The organism is Mesorhizobium sp. B2-1-3A, assembly GCF_006442655.1.
Taxonomy (GTDB): Bacteria; Pseudomonadota; Alphaproteobacteria; order Rhizobiales; family Rhizobiaceae; genus Mesorhizobium.
This window is the reverse complement of record NZ_VFWK01000006.1, coordinates 603,872-621,185: the sequence shown is the minus strand read 5'-3', so window position 1 is coordinate 621,185 and position 17,314 is coordinate 603,872. Positions and strand designations below refer to the sequence as shown.

The window sequence follows — 17,314 nt, the reverse complement described above, 5'->3', positions numbered from 1 at the left end:
GCGATCTACACCAGCACCAATCTGATCGACACCACGCCGGAGCAATGGAACCGCGTCATCGGCGTCAACCTGACCGGCTTCTTCTACTGCTCGAAGCGGGCGGTGATGCAGATGCTCGCCCAGGCGCCGGTCGACGACGTGCGCGGCCGCATCATCAACATCTCCTCGCAGCATGGCATGGTGGCCTGCCCCGGCGACCTTCCCTATTCGGTGAGCAAGGGCGGCATCGTGCAGATGACGCGGCAGATCGCGGTCGACCACGCCGACGATCTGATCGTATGCAATGCCATCGCACCCGGCAAGATCATCACCGGCAAGCCGGGCGTGGCCAACGACCCCGATGCGCTCGACTACTCGCTCCGTCGCACGCCTTGGCCGCGGCTTGGAACCCCGAACGATGTGGCGGGAGCGGCGCTGTTCCTTGCCAGCGACATGGCAAGCTACGTCACCGGCATCAACCTGATGGTTGACGGCGGCTGGATGGCGGGTTGACGGGTACGGGCTGGCCGCAAGGCGACCAGTCGGGTTTGATCATTGCCTGATGAACGGGCCCCTATAGGTCTGGCCGGCGAGCGCATAGGTTCCGGCCAGGGTCCCGTCAGGCATCATCGTCAAACTGATGTCCGCGCCATTCGGCAGGCGCCCGAGCTTCAATGTGCTCCCGACAATTCTTCCTTCACCGGCGGCCTCGCCCGGATTGTTGTCGCCCAGATTGCCCCAGGCAAAAGTGACCGTCACCTTGCCGTTTGCGGAAATCGTCTGCACGGCGACTTTGGCTTCATACGCGCCCTCCAATCGCCCAGCCCACATGCCCGAAAAAGCGGCGTACTTTGTTGGAACGCCCTTCGCAGGGGGAGTGATCGTCACGGATGGATCCATGATTGCCGAACCCGCGGAGGCCGCGGCGGAGCTCGAGACCGGCTGAGCAGGAGTGCCAACAGGATCCGGCGTAGGTTCGAGAGCGGCGGGTTGCGGCCCTGCGGGAGCCGATTGGCACGCGACGAGCGCAAGCGCCATGAAGCCCAGCATCGTGTTCCGCATCGAATTCTCCACATCGTTTCGCGGACTGTCGGCGGGCCGCGACCCGCCGAATTGCACGTCACTCTACGCTACCGCCCTATCCAAAGCGTATAGCGCTTTACATCAAAGACGCCGTCAACAACCGTGCTTCTGATTTTGGCTGATCCCCTTCCAATTTTGAGGTGTGAAGCCCAGCACGACCTTTGCCTAAGACCGCTATAGCTGAGCATCAGCCACCGCGTGAGGGTGGCGAAAACGTGATCTTGCAAATCCGGCAATCTCAGCTCCGGAGAATAGCTTTCCTTGACGGGAACCAGGAAGCCACCAATGTACCGGGCGATCTCACCTGCAGGGTATTTTGCTTATGACAGCCTCGATCCACGATATTCCGTTCAGCCGCGCCGACGGCTCAACCACAAGCCTGGGCGAATATGCCGGCAAGGTCTTGCTGATTGTCAACGTCGCCTCCAAATGCGGCTTCACCAAGCAGTATGACGGACTGGAGGCACTCTATCGCTCGTATCGCGACCAGGGCCTTGTGGTGCTCGGCTTTCCGGCCAATGACTTCGCCGGGCAGGAACCGGGCACGGATGCGGAAATCCAGGAATTCTGCCGGTTGACCTATGGTGTCGAGTTCCCGGTGTTCGCCAAGATCGCGGTGACGGGACCGGGAAAGCATCCGCTCTATCAAGCGTTGATCGAGGCGCGGCCACAGGCTGTCTTCAAGCCGGACAGCACGCTGCTGACCCGGCTGGCCGAGAGAGGCGCCGCGCCCGCGGCCGGCGAAGTGAGCTGGAATTTTGAGAAGTTTCTGGTCGACCGCAAGGGGGTCGTCGTCGCCCGCTTCGGCTCCGACACGGAGCCGAAGGACGAGGCGATCGTCGGCGCTGTCCGCAAGCTTCTGGCGGTTTGAGGCAAGAAGCGAAGCTCCCCAACACAGATCAAATTTGCGGCAACATCCGGCTTCCGCGGAGAAGCCGCCCGCATAACCGAGGACCAAGCCATGGATCTGCAACTGAACGGCAAACGCGCGCTGATCACAGGCGGCAGCAAGGGAATTGGCCGCGCCATCGCCCGGCAATTGGCCCTGGAAGGCGTGGACCTTGTCATCGCCGCCCGCAACGCTGCCGATCTGGATATTGCCGAGCGCGAACTGGCCGCCGAAACCGGGCGCAAGATCGTCGGGCTAGGCGTCGACACACAGGACGACAGCTCGGTCAAAGCGCTGGTGGCAGGGACGATCGCGGCGCTCGGCGGCCTCGACATCCTGGTCAACGCCGCAGCCAAGCCGGGCGGGCAGACACCACCGCCCAAGCTGGCCGAGATCACCGACGACCTGTTCTGGGATGACGTTGACGTCAAGGTGATGGGCTATCTGCGTATGGCGCGTGAGGCCGCGCCTCATATGGCCGCCGCCGGCTGGGGCCGGATCATCAACGTAAGCGGGCTCGCTGCCCGGCAGACAGGCTCGATCATCGGCTCGATCCGCAATGTTGCCGTCTCTGCCCTGACGAAGAATCTCGCCGACGAATTGGGCCCGAAGGGGATCAACGTGACGGTGGTCCATCCTGGCCTGACCCGCACGGAAAAGACCGCTCCCCTGGTCGCCGCCCGCGCGGCTTCGGCGGGCGTTTTGCCCGAGGAAATCGAACAGCGACTTGCCGCCAACGTCACGATCGGCCGCCTCGTCGATATGGCCGAAGTCGCTGATGTCGTCACATTCCTCGCCTCGCCGCGAAGCGTCGCCATCAACGGCGATGCGATCGCCTGCGGCGGCGGGGTCATCGGGCCGATACATTACTAGCTAGAGCAAAATCCAGGAAAAGCGTGAAACGGTTTTCCGCCCTAGACGCGCACATCGCCCAGCACCCTGATCTCCGACGAAATGGACAGGCCGCCTTCGATCTCTTCCTCGTTGGAAAACCCGTCGAAATTGGCGAGCGAGCCAAAAGAGAGGCCGGAAAGCCCTTCGACGTATTTGACGCTGCGCTGGTAGGTTTTGTAGGCGCCGAACGCCGCCTCCAGTTCACTGAGCTCCCTTTCCTGCTCAACCACGTAGGCCGTCGATGACGGACGGCCGTCATCGGAGATGAACGACACCACTTTCCAGAAAGCTTTCGGAATGAGCGCATCCCGATAGCGAAGATCAGTGCCGCCGAAGACGGGGCCGGTGAATACAGAACACCGCTCGGCCCAGGCCCGCGCATTCTGCAGGATGTAGTTCTCTATTCCGAGCCAGGTCTTCTGATTCACGATGTCCATCTGCGGCGCACAGTTCGTGAAGTGAAACGTGTCCGCATTGGCGACGAGGGCGTTGGCGCCCCAATTGGGATCCTCGCGCCTGACAAGGTGTCCTCGGTCGAGGCGATTGCCGGCATAGAGGTCCTCACCGAGCTGCGCTTCGGCCGGCAGGCGCCCGTCCAGCGCCCATTTGTTGTCCTCGCGCCCAATCGAAATGGAGCGGGCGCCCTCGATATTGACGGCGGTGAACATGGCCATGCGCCGCGACGCGCACATGACGACGGAAAAGTTGCAATAGTCGAGCCGGCCGCTGGCATCGCCGCCAACCGGCGTTATGTCGCGGGATCGCTGGCCGGTCGGCTTGGGCAAGTCGATCGGGAATCTGGTCAGGAAAGTCCGATCGAAGCCGGTACGGCCAGCAAAGGATTGAGGCGGCGACGTGCGCGGTCGTGCCGCGCGCTCGGCCATGGCACCCTCACTGCGAATGTGCGTTTCGAGAGCTGCCCCGGCCCCCGGCCCGCGCAGCCGCCGCATATCGCGAAGCTGCGGTCGCCTGTCCATCCTTACGGTCGCAAGTTCAGTCACGGACATGAGTTTCTCCAATCGAAAAAAGCCGAGGACATCACCCGGCGTTGAAAAAATTTCCAAAGGCCTTCAGGTTGAGCAGTTGCGCATCGTCGTCGACGGCATGGCGAATGCTGGCCAGATCGTGGGCGAGGTTCTGCCGCAGCGTCTGCCCGCCAAAGTGCAGGCCACCTATGCCATAAGGATGTATCGGTTCTTCATCGCCGCATCCCTCCCCTACCCGTCGCGGCAATTTGGGAGCAGCACCGTGAACTCAGCGTGAAATCAACCCCAGGCGGAGCCCAAACCTCAGACGAAGAGAGGTATCAGCCGCTCAAAATCGCGGCGTCCGTAAGTTGCCTGCCAACCCCGCTGTTGAGGTAACATCCAGAGCCGCTCACACCCTGGCCGCGGCTTGAAGTGCGCGAGACCGACGCAGATCGCCTTGACCACGGGGACCTCGAATGCGGGCCGCTGCAAGTCCGCGAACCATACATTGCCGCCGCTTGCGGTGTTTATCTCTTCCATCAGACGCGGCAGCATCCCTGCTTGGCCTGTCTGCGTTGCCGAGCCGGGATCGGAGCCGCTCAAAAAGCCCATTGTGTCGAGATTTGCGTGCTCCAGCCAGGCCGCGACGCGACGGTCCGCGGCAGACATCGGCGCATCGCCGTTTGTTGCGACCCTCATCTCATGGGCATCGAACGCCAGCTCGGTCTGGATCATCTCGAGGAACGCGGCCTTGGCCGCCGCCTGTAAATCGAAGGCCGCCGCAAATCCGACCGCCACGCGCCGGCCGTCCCCGTCGCACGATATAGCGGCAGCCACATGCGCGCTGTGAAAGGTTGAAATGTCGAGGAACCAGACACGCCGCCCGGTTTCGACGGCGTGTTCCTTCAGGGCCGCTGCCAGGGAAGCATCTTCCCCGGTGGGAGCAAAGCGCCGACGCCGGCAGCCTCGCCACCACCATATGCCGGTTGCATCGCGCTCAACGACCTCGAGCACGGCGCGCGACATAGCGGCGTCGATCGTGCTTCCGGCGGCGCAGCCGTTGGAATCGGCGTTCAGGCTGTCGTCTCCATGGACGGCTTCGCCAAAGCCACCGAAGCAAAGAAATGCGGGGCACATCGCGGTGCGCGAGCCCGCGAAATCGCGCACGCGGGCCAACCGGTCGGGATTGTACAGTTGCCCGGGCGGGGGGATCGCATCCCAGCCTTCCCACATGCGGTTGAGACGGCGGCGCTGCTGTATCTGGCGCCTGGAAAAACCCAGTACCGCCTCGGCCGGGATGATATCGCTGGCCTGGTCGGCCGCTACAAGCTTGCTCTCATCCAAGGCCTGATACATCCAACTGCCGATTTCCACGGCTTCGCCAAGGCATCCCAACAGGGCCTGTGACCGGCTGTATCCCTTTCCGCTTACAGTCACCTGGCGGATACCGCCGCTCCACGCCAGACCGAGGTTCGCCGCGGCCAGAATGCCGCCCGGTATCTCGAAGAGATCGACAATCAGGCCATGACGGGCGGCGAAGCTATACAGGCGCAGGCGGTCGGAAGCCTCGACATCCATCTCCGGCTGGAGCTCCAATCCCGCGAGCCGAAGATCCCGCCTTATTGTATCGGGCACCTTGTCGAGCACCGCGTTCGAAGAGCCGACAGCGGAATGCGGCTGTGCGCAGAGCACTTCCCAATGACCTTTTTCTAGCCGCATTCTTCGATCTTCGCTTAACGTCCGCCCGGTTCTGGTATTAAATGATCAGAGGGCGTTTGGGCCGATCATGTCAGTAACCATGATCCACAGGCAGAGAGAAAGGGGCTCTCCCAGGAAAAGCCTCGAGATCAAACTCGTCGGCAATTTCGAGATACGCAGCCTCGACAAGGTCTATGCCCTCGACAAACGCAAGGCCGGCGCGATCCTGGCCTATCTCATTTTGTCCGAACAGACGCGCGAAACACGCGGGCGTTTGTCCGCGCTGCTGTGGAGCGACAGCGATGAAGAACACGCACGCGCCTCGCTGAGGCAATCCATCCGCGATCTGAAGCAGATCGAACTCAAGACGGGGGTGCAGTTTCTGGTCCTCGACAAGCTCTCCGTCGGGATCGACCCCAATGTCCTGCGAACGGATCTCGCGGCTCTGCGCCATGCGCTCAGGGACCGCGATTTCCCGACTGTCGACGGCATCCTGGCACGAAGCGACAGATCACTTTGCATCGGGCTTCAAGATTGCGATCCGGTATTCGACAACTGGATCGGGATGATTTCGACCCAGTGGTCGGATGGTCTGACCCATCAACTGTCGAAATCGCTCAACGAGGCAAATTCGAGCCTGGCGGAACGCAAGGCGATCGCCGGCTGCATCTTGCGCCTCGATCCTTTCCATGAATCGGCGGTCGTCAGTATGCTGGGGGCGCTGCATCGGGAAGGCGGCTATGCCAGGGCCCGCGTTTTCTTCGAACGCTATGTCAGCGACCTGAGGTCGGAACTCGATCTCGCACCGCCACGCGAAATCATCCGGCAACTGGAGCGGTTCAAGACTGCGGCCCAGGATGGGGCGGATGCGCAGCCACAAGCCGCCTTCGACCCTGCCGCGCCGCGGCAGCTCGTCGAAAGGCCGACGATCGTGCTCGTCACGGAAAAACACAGGAGCGCCGACGCGCACATTCAGTTCGCTCTGGTCAGTGAACTGTCCGCCACCCTCTCGCGGTTCAGGCATTGGACCGCAATCCACACCGAGCTTGATCGCGACACGATGCGATCGGGGTCTGTCGAGACGCTTCGAGCCGCCGTGGGGGAAACCGCTGACCTTGCCGTGATGATAAACGCGTCCGATGATGAGGACGAACCGCATTTCGATATTTCATGCCGGACGATCGCAACGGGCGTGTTGCAGTTCTCCACCACCGCGCCTCGAGAACCGGCGGCATGGAGACCCGTCTTCAATGAAATCTGCGCGCGGGTTGCTTCACGCCTCCAGTTGGTGATTTCCACCACGCGCCTCCATCGCATAGATGAACAGTCGCCAAACTACATCTCGGCCTATGACAATTGGCTCGACGGACAGCGGCTTTCGACGTTGTGGCGCAAAGACACCGACGCCGTCGCGATCGCGCGTTACGAAGAAGCCATTCGCCAGGACCCTAGCCTGGCTTGCGCCTATTCGAGCCTGGCCGTGATCCTGAATTCGCGGTGGATCGTGCTGCCCGGCTATCCAGTCGAGAGCGCCGACCTCGACCGTGCATTCGACCTCGCCAAGAAGGCGGTCGCGCTCGATCCTCTCGATCACCGCAACCAGGTCAACCTGGCCTGGAGCCACCTCCTGGCGCGGCGCTGGGAACTGGCGGAATTTCATTTCGGACTGGCGCACGACCTCAACGCCGCCAATCCGGCGACCCTTATCGCCTATTCGCTTTTCAGTGCGTTCATCGGAAACCATCAGCGAGCAGTCGACCTGTCGCGACGGTCGTTCGAGCTCAACCCGCTGCATGAGCCGCACTACCATGGTTACCATGCGACCGTTGCATTCCTGGCGGGCGACCTGCAGGGCTGCGTCGAGGCTGTCGAGAAAAGCGACGGCCTGTTTCCCGATATCCGAGGCTGGTCGGCTGCCGCCCATGCCTTCATGGGCGATGACGCGAAAGCCGCCACCGACTTCAGAATATTTCTGAAGGGTGTCACGACCGCATGGCACAATGGCGAGCGCCCGACCCGGCGAAGTGCGATCGACTGGTTCAAGAACGTCTTCCCGATCCGCCTGGATGCCGATCGCGCGAGACTGAGCGAAGGTATCGACCGCGCCTCACGGCTGGCATGACGCGGCCGAAGCCGGGCGCATCTTATCTGCAGCGCGACATAACATAGTCGCCAAGCCGGCAACGGTAGCCCCGGAGCCGGTTTGCCTTCTTCTCCTCGACCGTCGAGCCTGCATTAGGGTCGAATTTGTAGTGCGCCGGGAAAGGATAGTCCTCTCCGGGGCCGACCTCGGGCGCGATCGTCCGCACGGTCTCCTCGACGTCCCCGGTGAAAGGAAAGGCAATGTTGACGACGTTCTCTTCATCGAAATGCGCGATGATCTCGATCTCGTCCCAGGTTTTGCCGCGCGGGTTCATGAACCCTCTGAGCAGGTCTTTCTTCTCGTTCTGTGTGCCGTGTCTGAATATCTCCATGGTGGCGGGATCCTTTATGGCTTCTCGAATAAAGGCTCCCAACGCTTCGAACTGCACATTCTCGAATTTGGCCATGACCCCTCTCCATTTCTTCAGGTTGCGACGTTGCCGGTTCTTCGATAGGCCCGCCCCGGCATGTCCAGGTTAGCGTACCGCTTGAAGTATTCGTAGAGCTCGTCGTCTGAAACCAGCCTGTCGTCGGCCAGCCCCAATAGCCCCGCCAGATTGCCGGGTTCGGCCGATGATAGGGACAGCGGCACCTGGATTTCGCTGTCCCCGGCATTGAACAGTGCAGCGGCGACGGTGGCCGCGACGATGAACGAGCCGGTCGGTCCCAGCCGGTTGCCGTCATCTCCGAGCACTGCGGCTTCCTGCATGATGTAATAGGACAGAGGTGTTTCGGTCAGGAACCGCGGATGGGCCAGCAGCGTCTTCTCAAGCACGCCAGCCTGGAAGCTGTAGCGTTTCCTGCAGCTTTGCGTGGGCAGCATGGCAGCGCCGGAAAGTACAGGCACATCCGCGGAAAGCGCCGCAGCGACGGCGCCGGCAATCGTCTGGCCTGATGCGATGCCGAGATCGTAACAGCGCCAACAATCCATGAAGGCGATGGACCGAGGTGTACCGTCGAAGTCGGCGGCGTGCTGAACCACCGCCATCTCGTAGTTGAGAAACGGACTGATACGGCGTGCCTTCAGTGCCTTTGCCGCGTCGCCCGGCTCGATGAAACGGCTCCAGTCAACGGCCCAATTCACACGGACCGGAACGTCACCGTTCGGGCGCTGGCTCGAAAATGCCAGGATTTCGCGCAAGGTGCCGGCTTCTTCTTCGAATGCCTTGTTGAGGGCGTAGCGGTCGCGGACCATCGAATGCGCAAACCGCGAGGCGCCAAATGTGAACTCCATCGGCAAGTCCGCCAGCGGCTTCAGCGATGCGACGCCGGGGCCGCGAAACTCCTCGCCATCGAAGAAGTGCGCCCAGACTGCCGGGGCCAGAATTCGCCTAAGATAGTCGTCAACGACCACGCGGCGATAGACACCGGTCAGGTAAAGCCGCGCCTGATCGAAGGCGGTCTGCGGCGGTACAGCGCGGCGCGCCATCAGCAAATCGACGAGACGGTTGTGCACCTGCATCAACGAGCATTGCAGCTGGGAGAGAATGAGATTGTCGTCGTTCCTGGGATCGCCGATCAGAGGACGGTAAGGCGCCTTTCGTCCGCACACGCTCAAAAAACCGCTGGAGGCGTCGACGCGCGGGACGTCTCGCGCTCTTTCGACCGCACCATCGACGGGAAGTTTGACCTGCTTGTCGCTGACCCCGGGCAGGCCGATCGGAAATCGACAAAGAGTGGTGTCGCTTTCCGATGCCGAGTCATAGAGGTGCGAGTCCACAATCAGGCCTCGTCCATAAAGGCCCGACAGATCGAGACTGCCCGAGACGGCATTTCTCAAGGTGAACCCGGCACGATCGCCCGGCATGCCAAATATGCGGCTAAAGACGATGTCGTGAAACGTGAACTGGCCGAAATAGGTGTAAGCAGCGGGATTGTCGCTGAGGTCGGGGGAATCGATGGGACCGAGCATGCAGTTCGAGATGTCGGTGAGCGCCGCCTGGGTTCTCTCCGTCATGGAGCCATCTTCTCCAGCCGGCATGAGGCCTATCGGCTTTTCGGCGAGATCGGGAAACAGGAGCCGGCGCCGAAGAGCGTCGCCCGCGTCCGCACCTGCCGCTTCGACGGTGGGACCTCCAGCAGTCCTCGCCATCGCGTTGAGCGCGCGGCGGTGATTTACCAGGGTTTCATATGTCGCATATTCGCCGTGTCTCATCGCCAGCCCTTTTCGTCAAAGACTATTCCATTCGCACGCGGTCGGCGATACCAGCCGGCCATATCTTGCGCCCCCGGCCAAACGGCCTGGCCCAAGGGCGGGACGGATTATGTTGGGAGGCCCAAAATCCGTCCCGCCGCCAGCCCCCCGGCCGACTTGAGATGCATAGTTGAAGCCTACCGATCACCCGGTGCAACAAGTCCGGACATCAGTTGGTGCAAGTTTGCCCATCGGGGTCACGCCGGCAATCGTCGACGACACGGATTCGGTGCCGGGAGGCGATATGACGAGCTGGCGAAAACGGTTCCAGTCGAAGTTCATGCCTGGATCGGGCCGGCGGGCCGGATCGAGCACGGCATGCGAAACGATGGTCTTGAGGTTCGGGTATTTCGCCCAGCAATAGCGGACAATCCTCGCCGTCACTTCGACCTGCCAGCTTGAGAATGGGTCCGCGACCTGGCTGTTGACGACTTCAATGCCAAGGCTCCAGTGGTTGACGCGCTTGGCGCCGCCATTGACCCGCGGATGGCTCTTGTCGTTTCCCACATGCCAGGCCGCCCGCGATTCCGGCGCACACGCCCAGACAATGTTTCCGTGCTGGCTTTCGTTCTCGTCGGGAACCAGCCAGTGGAAACTGCCGCTGCCGGCCTGCATCACCGACATTGCCCTTGCCGAGCTGCCGCCGACAGTCGCATGAATGACCACCGCGTTGATGCCGAGGATCGGATCGAAACGCCGCAACGACGTCGAGCGCGCCCAGTAATCCTGAACGCCTGGATAGAGCACCTCTGGGATCGCAAATGGCGCCGGCCTGCCCGCGGCCGGCAAATCGAACAGGTATGTCTTCGGATCTAGCATCGCTTGCTCCCGCAAAGCTCGCGTTTGACGATCCGTGTATCGCAACGTTGGCGTGAAACGAGCGTGAATCATGTCCCGCCGCCCGGGAGGCATCGCCGGCCATCAAGAGAGTTCCGTCGACCAGGAGCGCCCGATCGGTCCGATTCTCAAGAGAATCCAGCACGTTCTGGGGGATGATTGCCGGGATATCCCATGCCCCAAGCGGCTGCGCCCAGCGGCAAGCCTCGCTTGATCGATGTTCGCCCGAAGCTACTCGAAGGAATAGGTGAAACCTTCCTTGGAGGCGCCAACGGTGACTTTTGTCATTTTTTCGCCCGCGAGCGACCGGTTGAGCACGCCGCGGCTCAGTTCCGGCAGCAGCGTGTTGGTCAGGATGGCATCGATCATCCGTCCGCCGGATTCGATCTCGGTGCAGCGGGCCTTGACCAGATCCATGACACCGTCGCCGATCACCAGTTCCGCATCGTTGGTCGTGCGCAGCCGGCGAGCGATCTTGGCAAACTGGTGACGGGTGATGGCTTCGATCATCCCGTCCGAGAGCGGGTAATAGGGAATGGTCACCACCCGGCCGAGGAAGGCGGCCGGGAAGACCTTCAGCAGCGGGTTGCGCAAGGCGATGTCCAGATCGTCAAGCCCGGCCCGTATCGTGCCGTTCCGGGTCCGCTCCATGATGACCTCCGAGCCGACATTGGAGGTGAGCAGGATCAGCGTGTTCTTGAAATCGATCCGGCGCCCCTCGCTGTCGTCCATCATGCCCTTGTCGAAAACCTGGAAGAAGATCTCGTGCACGTCGGGATGCGCCTTCTCGACCTCGTCGAGCAGGATCACCGAATAGGGTTTTCTACGCACGGCCTCGGTCAGGATACCGCCCTTGCCGTAACCGACATAGCCGGGTGGCGCGCCCTTGAGTGTCGAGACGGTGTGCGCCTCCTGGAACTCGGACATGTTGATCGAGATCAGGTTCTGTTCGCCGCCATAGAGGGTTTCGGCCAGCGCCAGCGCGGTTTCGGTCTTGCCGACGCCCGAAGGACCGCAGAGCAGGAACACGCCGACCGGCTTTTCCGGTGCGCCGAGCCCGGCGCGGCTGGTCTGCACGCGTTTGGCGATCATCTCCATGGCGTGGTCCTGGCCGACGACCCGCTCCGAAAGCGTGGTGGCGAGCTTGAGCGCCTTTTCGGTCTGGCTGGACAGCATCCGTCCGGTCGGGATTCCCGTCCAGTCCTGGACAACGGCGGCCACGGCGTTGCGGTCGACCGAGGGCAGGATCAGCGGCGTCTCGCCCTGCGCCGTAGCCAGTTCGGCCATCAGTTCGCGCAACCGGGCAAGGTCGGCCGCAGGATCCGGCGGCGCAGGATCGGCAACCGCCGGCACCTCCGCCTTGGCCTTGGCTGCCTTGGTCTTCGCCGTTTCCGTCATCGTCGTTTCGGCCTTGGGCGGCTCAGTCTTGGGCACCTTGGTCTTTTCTGCGTCCGTCACTGCCGTTTCAGTGTCGACCTCAGCGGTCGCCTCCGCATCGAGCGGCACGCCCTCACCGCGCAGCCGCGCGCGCAATTCGAGTATCTCCGCAACCAGCGCCTTTTCACGCTCCCAGCGCCCCTCGGCGGCAGCCAGCGTGGTCTCGGTTTCGGCTAACCCGGCTTCAACCCGCGCCTGGCGCTCGGCCACCTCGATGCCGATGGCGGCCTCGCGACCGATGATGCCGCGCTCGACCTCCAGCGCCTGGCGGCGGCGCATGATGTCCTCGACCTCGGCCGGCGTGGCGTGCTGCGATATGGCGACACGGGCACAAGCGGTGTCGAGAAGGCTCACCGCCTTGTCCGGTAGTTGCCGTGCCGGGATGTAGCGATGCGACAGGCCGACCGCCGCCTCGATCGCCTCATCGAGTATCTGCACCTCATGATGCTTCTCCAGAACGCCGGCCACGCCGCGCAACATGAGTACGGCCACCGCCTCCGACGGCTCGTCGATCTTGACCACCTGGAAACGGCGGGTCAGCGCAGGGTCTTTCTCGATGTGCTGTTTGTATTCGGCCCAGGTCGTCGCCGCGATCGTGCGAAGTTCACCGCGCGCCAGCGCCGGTTTCAAGAGATTGGCCGCGTCACCTGTTCCAGCCGCGCCGCCGGCGCCGATCAGCGTGTGGGCCTCGTCGATGAACAGGATGACCGGCGTTTCGGACGACTGAACCTCGTCGATGACAGCCTTCAGCCGTTTTTCGAATTCGCCCTTCACGCTGGCGCCCGCCTGCATCAATCCGACGTCGAGCATGCGCACGCTGACGCCTTGCAGTATGGGCGGCACGTCGTCCGCGGCGATACGCAAGGCAAAGCCCTCGACCACCGCGGTCTTGCCGACACCGGCCTCGCCGGTCAGGATCGGGTTGTTCTGCCGGCGCCGCATCAGGATATCGACGATCTGCCGGATTTCCGGATCGCGGCCGACGACCGGATCGATCTTGCCGTCGCGGGCGCGCTGGGTCAGGTCCGTGGCGTATTTCGCCAGCGCTGAATCCCCACCCGGCCCCCGTCGCGGCGCTTCTGGAGCGGAGACCGTGGTCGAGGCACCGGCTTCGAGCGAACCCTCCACGACATCGGCGAACCGCGCGATGACCGCGTCGGCGTCGATCTTGTCGAACTCGCCGCTGATCTTCGACAGCAGGCCTTCCAGCACCGGCGTCTTCAGGCAGGCAAGCAGAATATGTGCGCTGCGGACTTCCTCGACGCCGAACTCGAGCGTTGCCAGGTTCCAGGCCTCCTGGATGGCATGAAAGATGTGGTCGGAGAATTCCTCGATCGATGTGGCGCCATAAGGCAGCTTGTCGACGGCGCGGGTCATGTCGGCCGTGAGCCGGCTCGCATCCACGCCCGCATCGGCGATGATCATCTGCACATCGGAGCGGTCGGAAAGCACCAGTTGCTCGATGAAATGGACCAGTTCGACATAGGGATTGCCGCGCAGTTTGGCGGCATCGGCGGCAGCCTTGAAGGCGCGGACGCCGACAGGATTGAGCTTGCCGACCAGTTCCTTGCGCTTGAAAGTCTGCGATGACCGGCGCTGTTCCATCGAACGTGCTCCTGCAGTCTGCCAGCCGATAAACTGCCACATAAGACGTCACTTGACAAAGCGCGTCATGGACCGATGTCCCGATGCCCGGTTTAGCCGGCTCCTTTCCATTTGTTGAAAGTCCCGCACCATTGACTGCAAACAGCCACGTCGCCGGATGCCTCGGCGCGACGCGGTTCGCATGCGGCCAAGGCAACCAAGCCGAGGATTTCTGCGCTTGTGAGACGATCGCGTTTAGCTTCTGTTAATTTTTGAGCCCTCGTTGAATTGTGGTAAAGTGCAACCGTGTGATAACGTTGCGTCACGTATGGCTTGAGGCTGGTCGCTGGGGGTTTGTGTGATTGATGTCGCACTCTGGCTTAGTCCGCTCGACGGTGGAAATCCGTCAGGGGAAGACTTGCGCAACGACCCGGCTTTTCACGAGCTGGAGCGCCTGACCGAACCCGAGATCAAGGTCGTCCACGACGGCAACAACAAGCCCACTTCGCAAAGCACCATTCCGGTCGACTGGTCCGCCGTGCTGGCGAAGGCAGGGGAACTGCGTGCGCATGGCCGCGACCTGCGGCTGCTGGTCATCGTCACCCGCGCACTGGCCAATGAAGAAGGGCTGGCCGGGCTCGCGCAGGGGCTGACCCTGATTGCGCAGACCTTCGACCAGCATTGGGAAACCATGCATCCGGCACTGCGGCCCAACGCTTCGCCTCGCGATGCCGCCTTGCGCCGCATCAACGCGTTGCTCGACCTCCAGAACAGTCAGGGCGGGTTGTTGGCGAACCTTAGGCAGATGATTTTCTTTGCGCCGCGCTCGATCGGGCCGATCAGCGGACGCGACCTGGAACAAAGCGCGCTCGACGACCGTGTCATGCTCCAGGAAGCCGCCTCCGGCTTGAATACGGCGGAAAAGGCGGCACTGGTCAGCGCGCATGGACAATTGTTGAACCGGGTGCGTGCCGGATGTGCGGCACAGATGGATCAGGCCGGTGCGGAGATGATCTCGCTGGTCGCCGATGCCCGGGCTGCCATCGCAGCCCTTGACGCGGTCGACACCGCGCTCAACGCCCGCCTCGAGGGCGGCGGCGCTCCTGTTCCGGAATTAAAACGGTTTCTGCAGCGTTTGCTGACGACCCTCGAACGGAACTCGGCAGCGGCTGCGGTGGCGAATGGCGTGGCCAAGCCGCCCATCCCGGCAGAACCGGCAACACCTGCTCGAAACGGTCATGGAGCCGAGACTATGGCAAGTGCGGCAAGCTACGCGGACTCAAGCACCGGGCTTCCCGACCGGATCTCCTCGCGCGACGACGTGGTGAAGTGCCTCGACCTCGTCGTCGCCTTCTATGACCGCACCGAACCGTCGAGCCCCATACCGCATCTGGCCCGGCGCGTGCGCCGGATGGTGCACATGGATTTCGTTGAACTGATGGAAGATCTCGCCCCGTCGGGGCTGAAGGAATTCCGGCTCCTCGCCGGCGTTCCCGATGCCAAGAAGACGGCTCAGAAGGATGAAAGGTAACAGCACATGCCAGCCGAAAGCAAAGCGAAGGTCATCGAACGAAATCGCGCGCCGCGAGTGCAGATCGCCTACGATGTGGAAACCTACGGTAGCCCGACGACGATCGAATTGCCGTTTGTCATGGCCGTGATGGCCGACCTTTCCGGCGCTTCGCAGACCAGGGAAGCGTCGAAATCGGTGCTGGACCGAGCCTTCGTGGAGACCGACGCGAACCGCTTCCCCAAATTCATGGAGGCGCTCGGGCCCCGCGTCAAAGCCCGGGTGAAGAACACGCTGCCGCAGGCCGAAGGCCAGGAACGCGACGAGGAACTGGCGCTCGATCTCACCTTCACCAAGATGGGCGATTTCGCTCCCGACAAGATTGCCGAGCAGGTGCCGCAACTGGCCGAGATCCTCAAGATGCGTCGCCAGCTCGAGGAGTTGCTCGGCTTCATGGATGGCCGCGTCGACGCCGAAAAGCGCATCGCGCAGCTGCTGAACAACGAGCCGCTGCTTGGCAAGATCGCCAGCCAGGCACTGGCCGACGACGACAAGGCAGGGGAGTAAGTCATGGCCGAACAGCAAAAGACCGCCGTCGCCGCCGAGGCCGAAGCCATCGACCTGGGAGAATTCAGCGGGCTCCTCGAAAAGGACTTCAAGGTCAAGAAGGACGACAGCGAGAAGCTGCAGCAGCTCGTCCGCAATCTCGCGCTCGCGGCGCAATCGCGTTCCGACACCACGACCATCTCGTCCAATGCGATCAAGTCGATCAAGTCGCTGATCGCGGGCATCGACAAGATGCTGACGACACAGGTCAACGAGATCCTGCACGCGCCGGAAGTTCGCGAGATGGAGGGCACATGGCGCGGCCTCTGGTATCTCGTCAACAACACCGAGACGGACCAGAAGCTGAAGATCCGGGTGATGAACATCTCCAAGGAACAGCTGGCCGACACGCTCGAAGACTATGAAGGCCAGATGTGGGACCAGAGCCCGATCTTCAAGAAAGTCTACACGGACGAGTATTCGATGCTGGGCGGCGAGCCGATCGGCTGCGTGATCGGCGCCTACGAATTCTCCAACCACCCGCGCGATGTCGGCCTGCTGCGCAATATTTCGGGCATCTGCGCCTCGGCGCACACGCCGTTTATCGCCGCCGCCTCGCCGCGCCTGTTCCGCATGGACAGCTGGCAGGAACTGCCGAACCCGCAAGACCTGCAGCAGATCGTCTCCAACCCGGCCTATGCCTCGTGGCAGTCGCTGCGTGAGAGCGAGGACGCCCGCTATATCGGGCTGACCATGCCGCGCGTCTTGGCCAGGTTGCCCTATGGCACCGATACCGTTCCGGTGAAGGGCTTCACCTTCGAGGAAGAGGTGCAGGGCGATCACAACAAATATGTCTGGATGAACGCCGCCTTCCCGATGGGCGTCAACATCAACCGCAGCCACAAGCTTTTCGGCTGGGGCACGCAGATCCGCGGCGTCGAGAATGGCGGCACCGTGCTCAACCTGCCGGTGCACAGCTTCCCGACCGACGATGGCTCGATCGCGATGAAATGTCCGACCGAAGTCGCCATCGACGACCGGCGCGAGGCCGAACTGGCCAAGCTCGGCCTGATGCCGATCCTGCACCGGAAGAACACCGATCTCGCGGCCTTCATCGGCGCCCATTCGCTGCAGGACGACGAAACGCGCGCCGGCCGACTGGTCGACCCCGATGCCCAGTCGAACGAGCGGCTGAGCGCCAACCTGCCCTATCTCTTCCCGGTCTCGCGCTTCGCGCATTACCTCAAGGCGATCGCGCGCGACAAGGTCGGCTCGTTCAAGGAACGCTCCGACATGCAGATCTGGCTGACCGAGTGGATCAACCGCTACGTGCTGGCCAACCCTGCCTTTGCCGACGACAAGGCGCGCGCCAAGCGCCCGCTAGCGGCGGCCGAAGTCCAGGTGGACAGCGTGGAGGGGCGGCCGGGCTACTACAACGCCCGCTTCTACCTGCGTCCCCATTACCAGCTGGAAGGCATCAACGCCTCGCTGCGGCTGGTATCGGAACTGCCGTCCGTGAAGACCTGATTTGCAGCAACCAGACCTTGTTTTGT

At 62.5% G+C, this 17,314-nt stretch carries 15 protein-coding genes; 8 read left to right on the top strand and 7 right to left on the bottom strand.

Annotation, left to right across the window (positions count from 1 at the left end; genetic code table 11):
• Window positions 1–492 (top strand): SDR family oxidoreductase (locus FJ977_RS27085; RefSeq protein WP_140775203.1); only part of this gene is annotated, 492 nt, incomplete at its 5' end.
• Between the two features lie 39 nt (window positions 493–531).
• Here the strand turns inward: FJ977_RS27085 and FJ977_RS36445 are convergent.
• Window positions 532–1,041: a hypothetical protein gene (locus FJ977_RS36445; protein ID WP_246683348.1), complete on the bottom strand. Its 510-nt coding sequence runs from the start codon at window positions 1,039–1,041 to the stop codon at window positions 532–534.
• Window positions 1,042–1,384: 343 nt separating this feature from the next.
• Here FJ977_RS36445 and FJ977_RS27075 point away from each other — a divergent pair, with 343 nt between their 5' ends.
• Window positions 1,385–1,933 carry a glutathione peroxidase gene (locus FJ977_RS27075; protein ID WP_140775202.1) on the top strand — a complete coding sequence of 183 codons (549 nt, stop codon included), beginning with the start codon at window positions 1,385–1,387 and terminating at the stop codon, window positions 1,931–1,933.
• A 90-nt stretch (window positions 1,934–2,023) separates the two neighbouring features.
• The gene (locus FJ977_RS27070; RefSeq protein ID WP_140775201.1) at window positions 2,024–2,824 is read left to right on the top strand and encodes an SDR family oxidoreductase; all 801 of its coding nucleotides are present in this window, start codon (window positions 2,024–2,026) and stop codon (window positions 2,822–2,824) included.
• 41 nt (window positions 2,825–2,865) lie between these two features.
• Here FJ977_RS27070 and FJ977_RS27065 read toward each other — a convergent pair whose 3' ends face one another.
• The gene (locus tag FJ977_RS27065; RefSeq protein ID WP_202323650.1) at window positions 2,866–3,852 is read right to left on the bottom strand and encodes a DNA/RNA non-specific endonuclease; all 987 of its coding nucleotides are present in this window, start codon (window positions 3,850–3,852) and stop codon (window positions 2,866–2,868) included.
• Between FJ977_RS27065 and FJ977_RS27060 the strand changes: the two genes are divergently transcribed.
• Window positions 3,851–4,108: a hypothetical protein gene (locus tag FJ977_RS27060; RefSeq protein ID WP_140775200.1), complete on the top strand. Its 258-nt coding sequence runs from the start codon at window positions 3,851–3,853 to the stop codon at window positions 4,106–4,108. The two genes, FJ977_RS27065 and FJ977_RS27060, sit on opposite strands and share 2 nt — an antisense overlap.
• 26 nt (window positions 4,109–4,134) lie before the next feature.
• On the opposite strand, the gene FJ977_RS27055 is transcribed toward FJ977_RS27060, so the two are convergent.
• Window positions 4,135–5,532 carry a YcaO-like family protein gene (locus tag FJ977_RS27055; RefSeq protein ID WP_140775199.1) on the bottom strand — a complete coding sequence of 466 codons (1,398 nt, stop codon included), beginning with the start codon at window positions 5,530–5,532 and terminating at the stop codon, window positions 4,135–4,137.
• 67 nt (window positions 5,533–5,599) lie between these two features.
• Between FJ977_RS27055 and FJ977_RS27050 the strand changes: the two genes are divergently transcribed.
• A complete protein-coding gene (locus tag FJ977_RS27050; protein ID WP_181180084.1) occupies window positions 5,600–7,633 on the top strand; it encodes a hypothetical protein in 2,034 nt (677 codons plus the stop codon).
• 22 nt (window positions 7,634–7,655) lie between these two features.
• Here FJ977_RS27050 and FJ977_RS27045 read toward each other — a convergent pair whose 3' ends face one another.
• From FJ977_RS27045 to tssH, 4 genes are all read right to left on the bottom strand, one after another.
• Complete coding sequence (locus FJ977_RS27045) at window positions 7,656–8,060, bottom strand: hypothetical protein (RefSeq protein ID WP_140775198.1); 405 nt, start codon at window positions 8,058–8,060, stop codon at window positions 7,656–7,658.
• 17 nt (window positions 8,061–8,077) lie between these two features.
• A complete protein-coding gene (locus FJ977_RS27040; RefSeq protein ID WP_140775197.1) occupies window positions 8,078–9,808 on the bottom strand; it encodes a peroxidase family protein in 1,731 nt (576 codons plus the stop codon).
• 183 nt (window positions 9,809–9,991) lie between these two features.
• Window positions 9,992–10,666 carry an N-acetylmuramoyl-L-alanine amidase gene (locus FJ977_RS27035; RefSeq protein ID WP_140775196.1) on the bottom strand — a complete coding sequence of 225 codons (675 nt, stop codon included), beginning with the start codon at window positions 10,664–10,666 and terminating at the stop codon, window positions 9,992–9,994.
• Between the two features lie 249 nt (window positions 10,667–10,915).
• Entirely contained in the window at window positions 10,916–13,726 is a 2,811-nt protein-coding gene (tssH, locus tag FJ977_RS27030) for a type VI secretion system ATPase TssH (protein ID WP_140775195.1), read from the bottom strand.
• A gap of 337 nt (window positions 13,727–14,063) precedes the next feature.
• Between tssH and tssA the strand changes: the two genes are divergently transcribed.
• The 3 genes from tssA to tssC are packed head-to-tail and all read left to right on the top strand — an operon-like array spanning window position 14,064 to window position 17,288.
• Entirely contained in the window at window positions 14,064–15,236 is a 1,173-nt protein-coding gene (gene tssA, locus FJ977_RS27025) for a type VI secretion system protein TssA (RefSeq protein WP_140775194.1), read from the top strand.
• Between the two features lie 6 nt (window positions 15,237–15,242).
• On the top strand, window positions 15,243–15,782 hold the full coding sequence (tssB, locus tag FJ977_RS27020; protein ID WP_140775193.1) for a type VI secretion system contractile sheath small subunit: 540 nt from the start codon (window positions 15,243–15,245) through the stop codon (window positions 15,780–15,782).
• 3 nt (window positions 15,783–15,785) lie between these two features.
• Window positions 15,786–17,288 (top strand): type VI secretion system contractile sheath large subunit, encoded by a 1,503-nt coding sequence (tssC, locus tag FJ977_RS27015; protein WP_140775192.1) that lies wholly within the window; start codon window positions 15,786–15,788, stop codon window positions 17,286–17,288.
• Window positions 17,289–17,314: the final 26 nt, after the last annotated feature.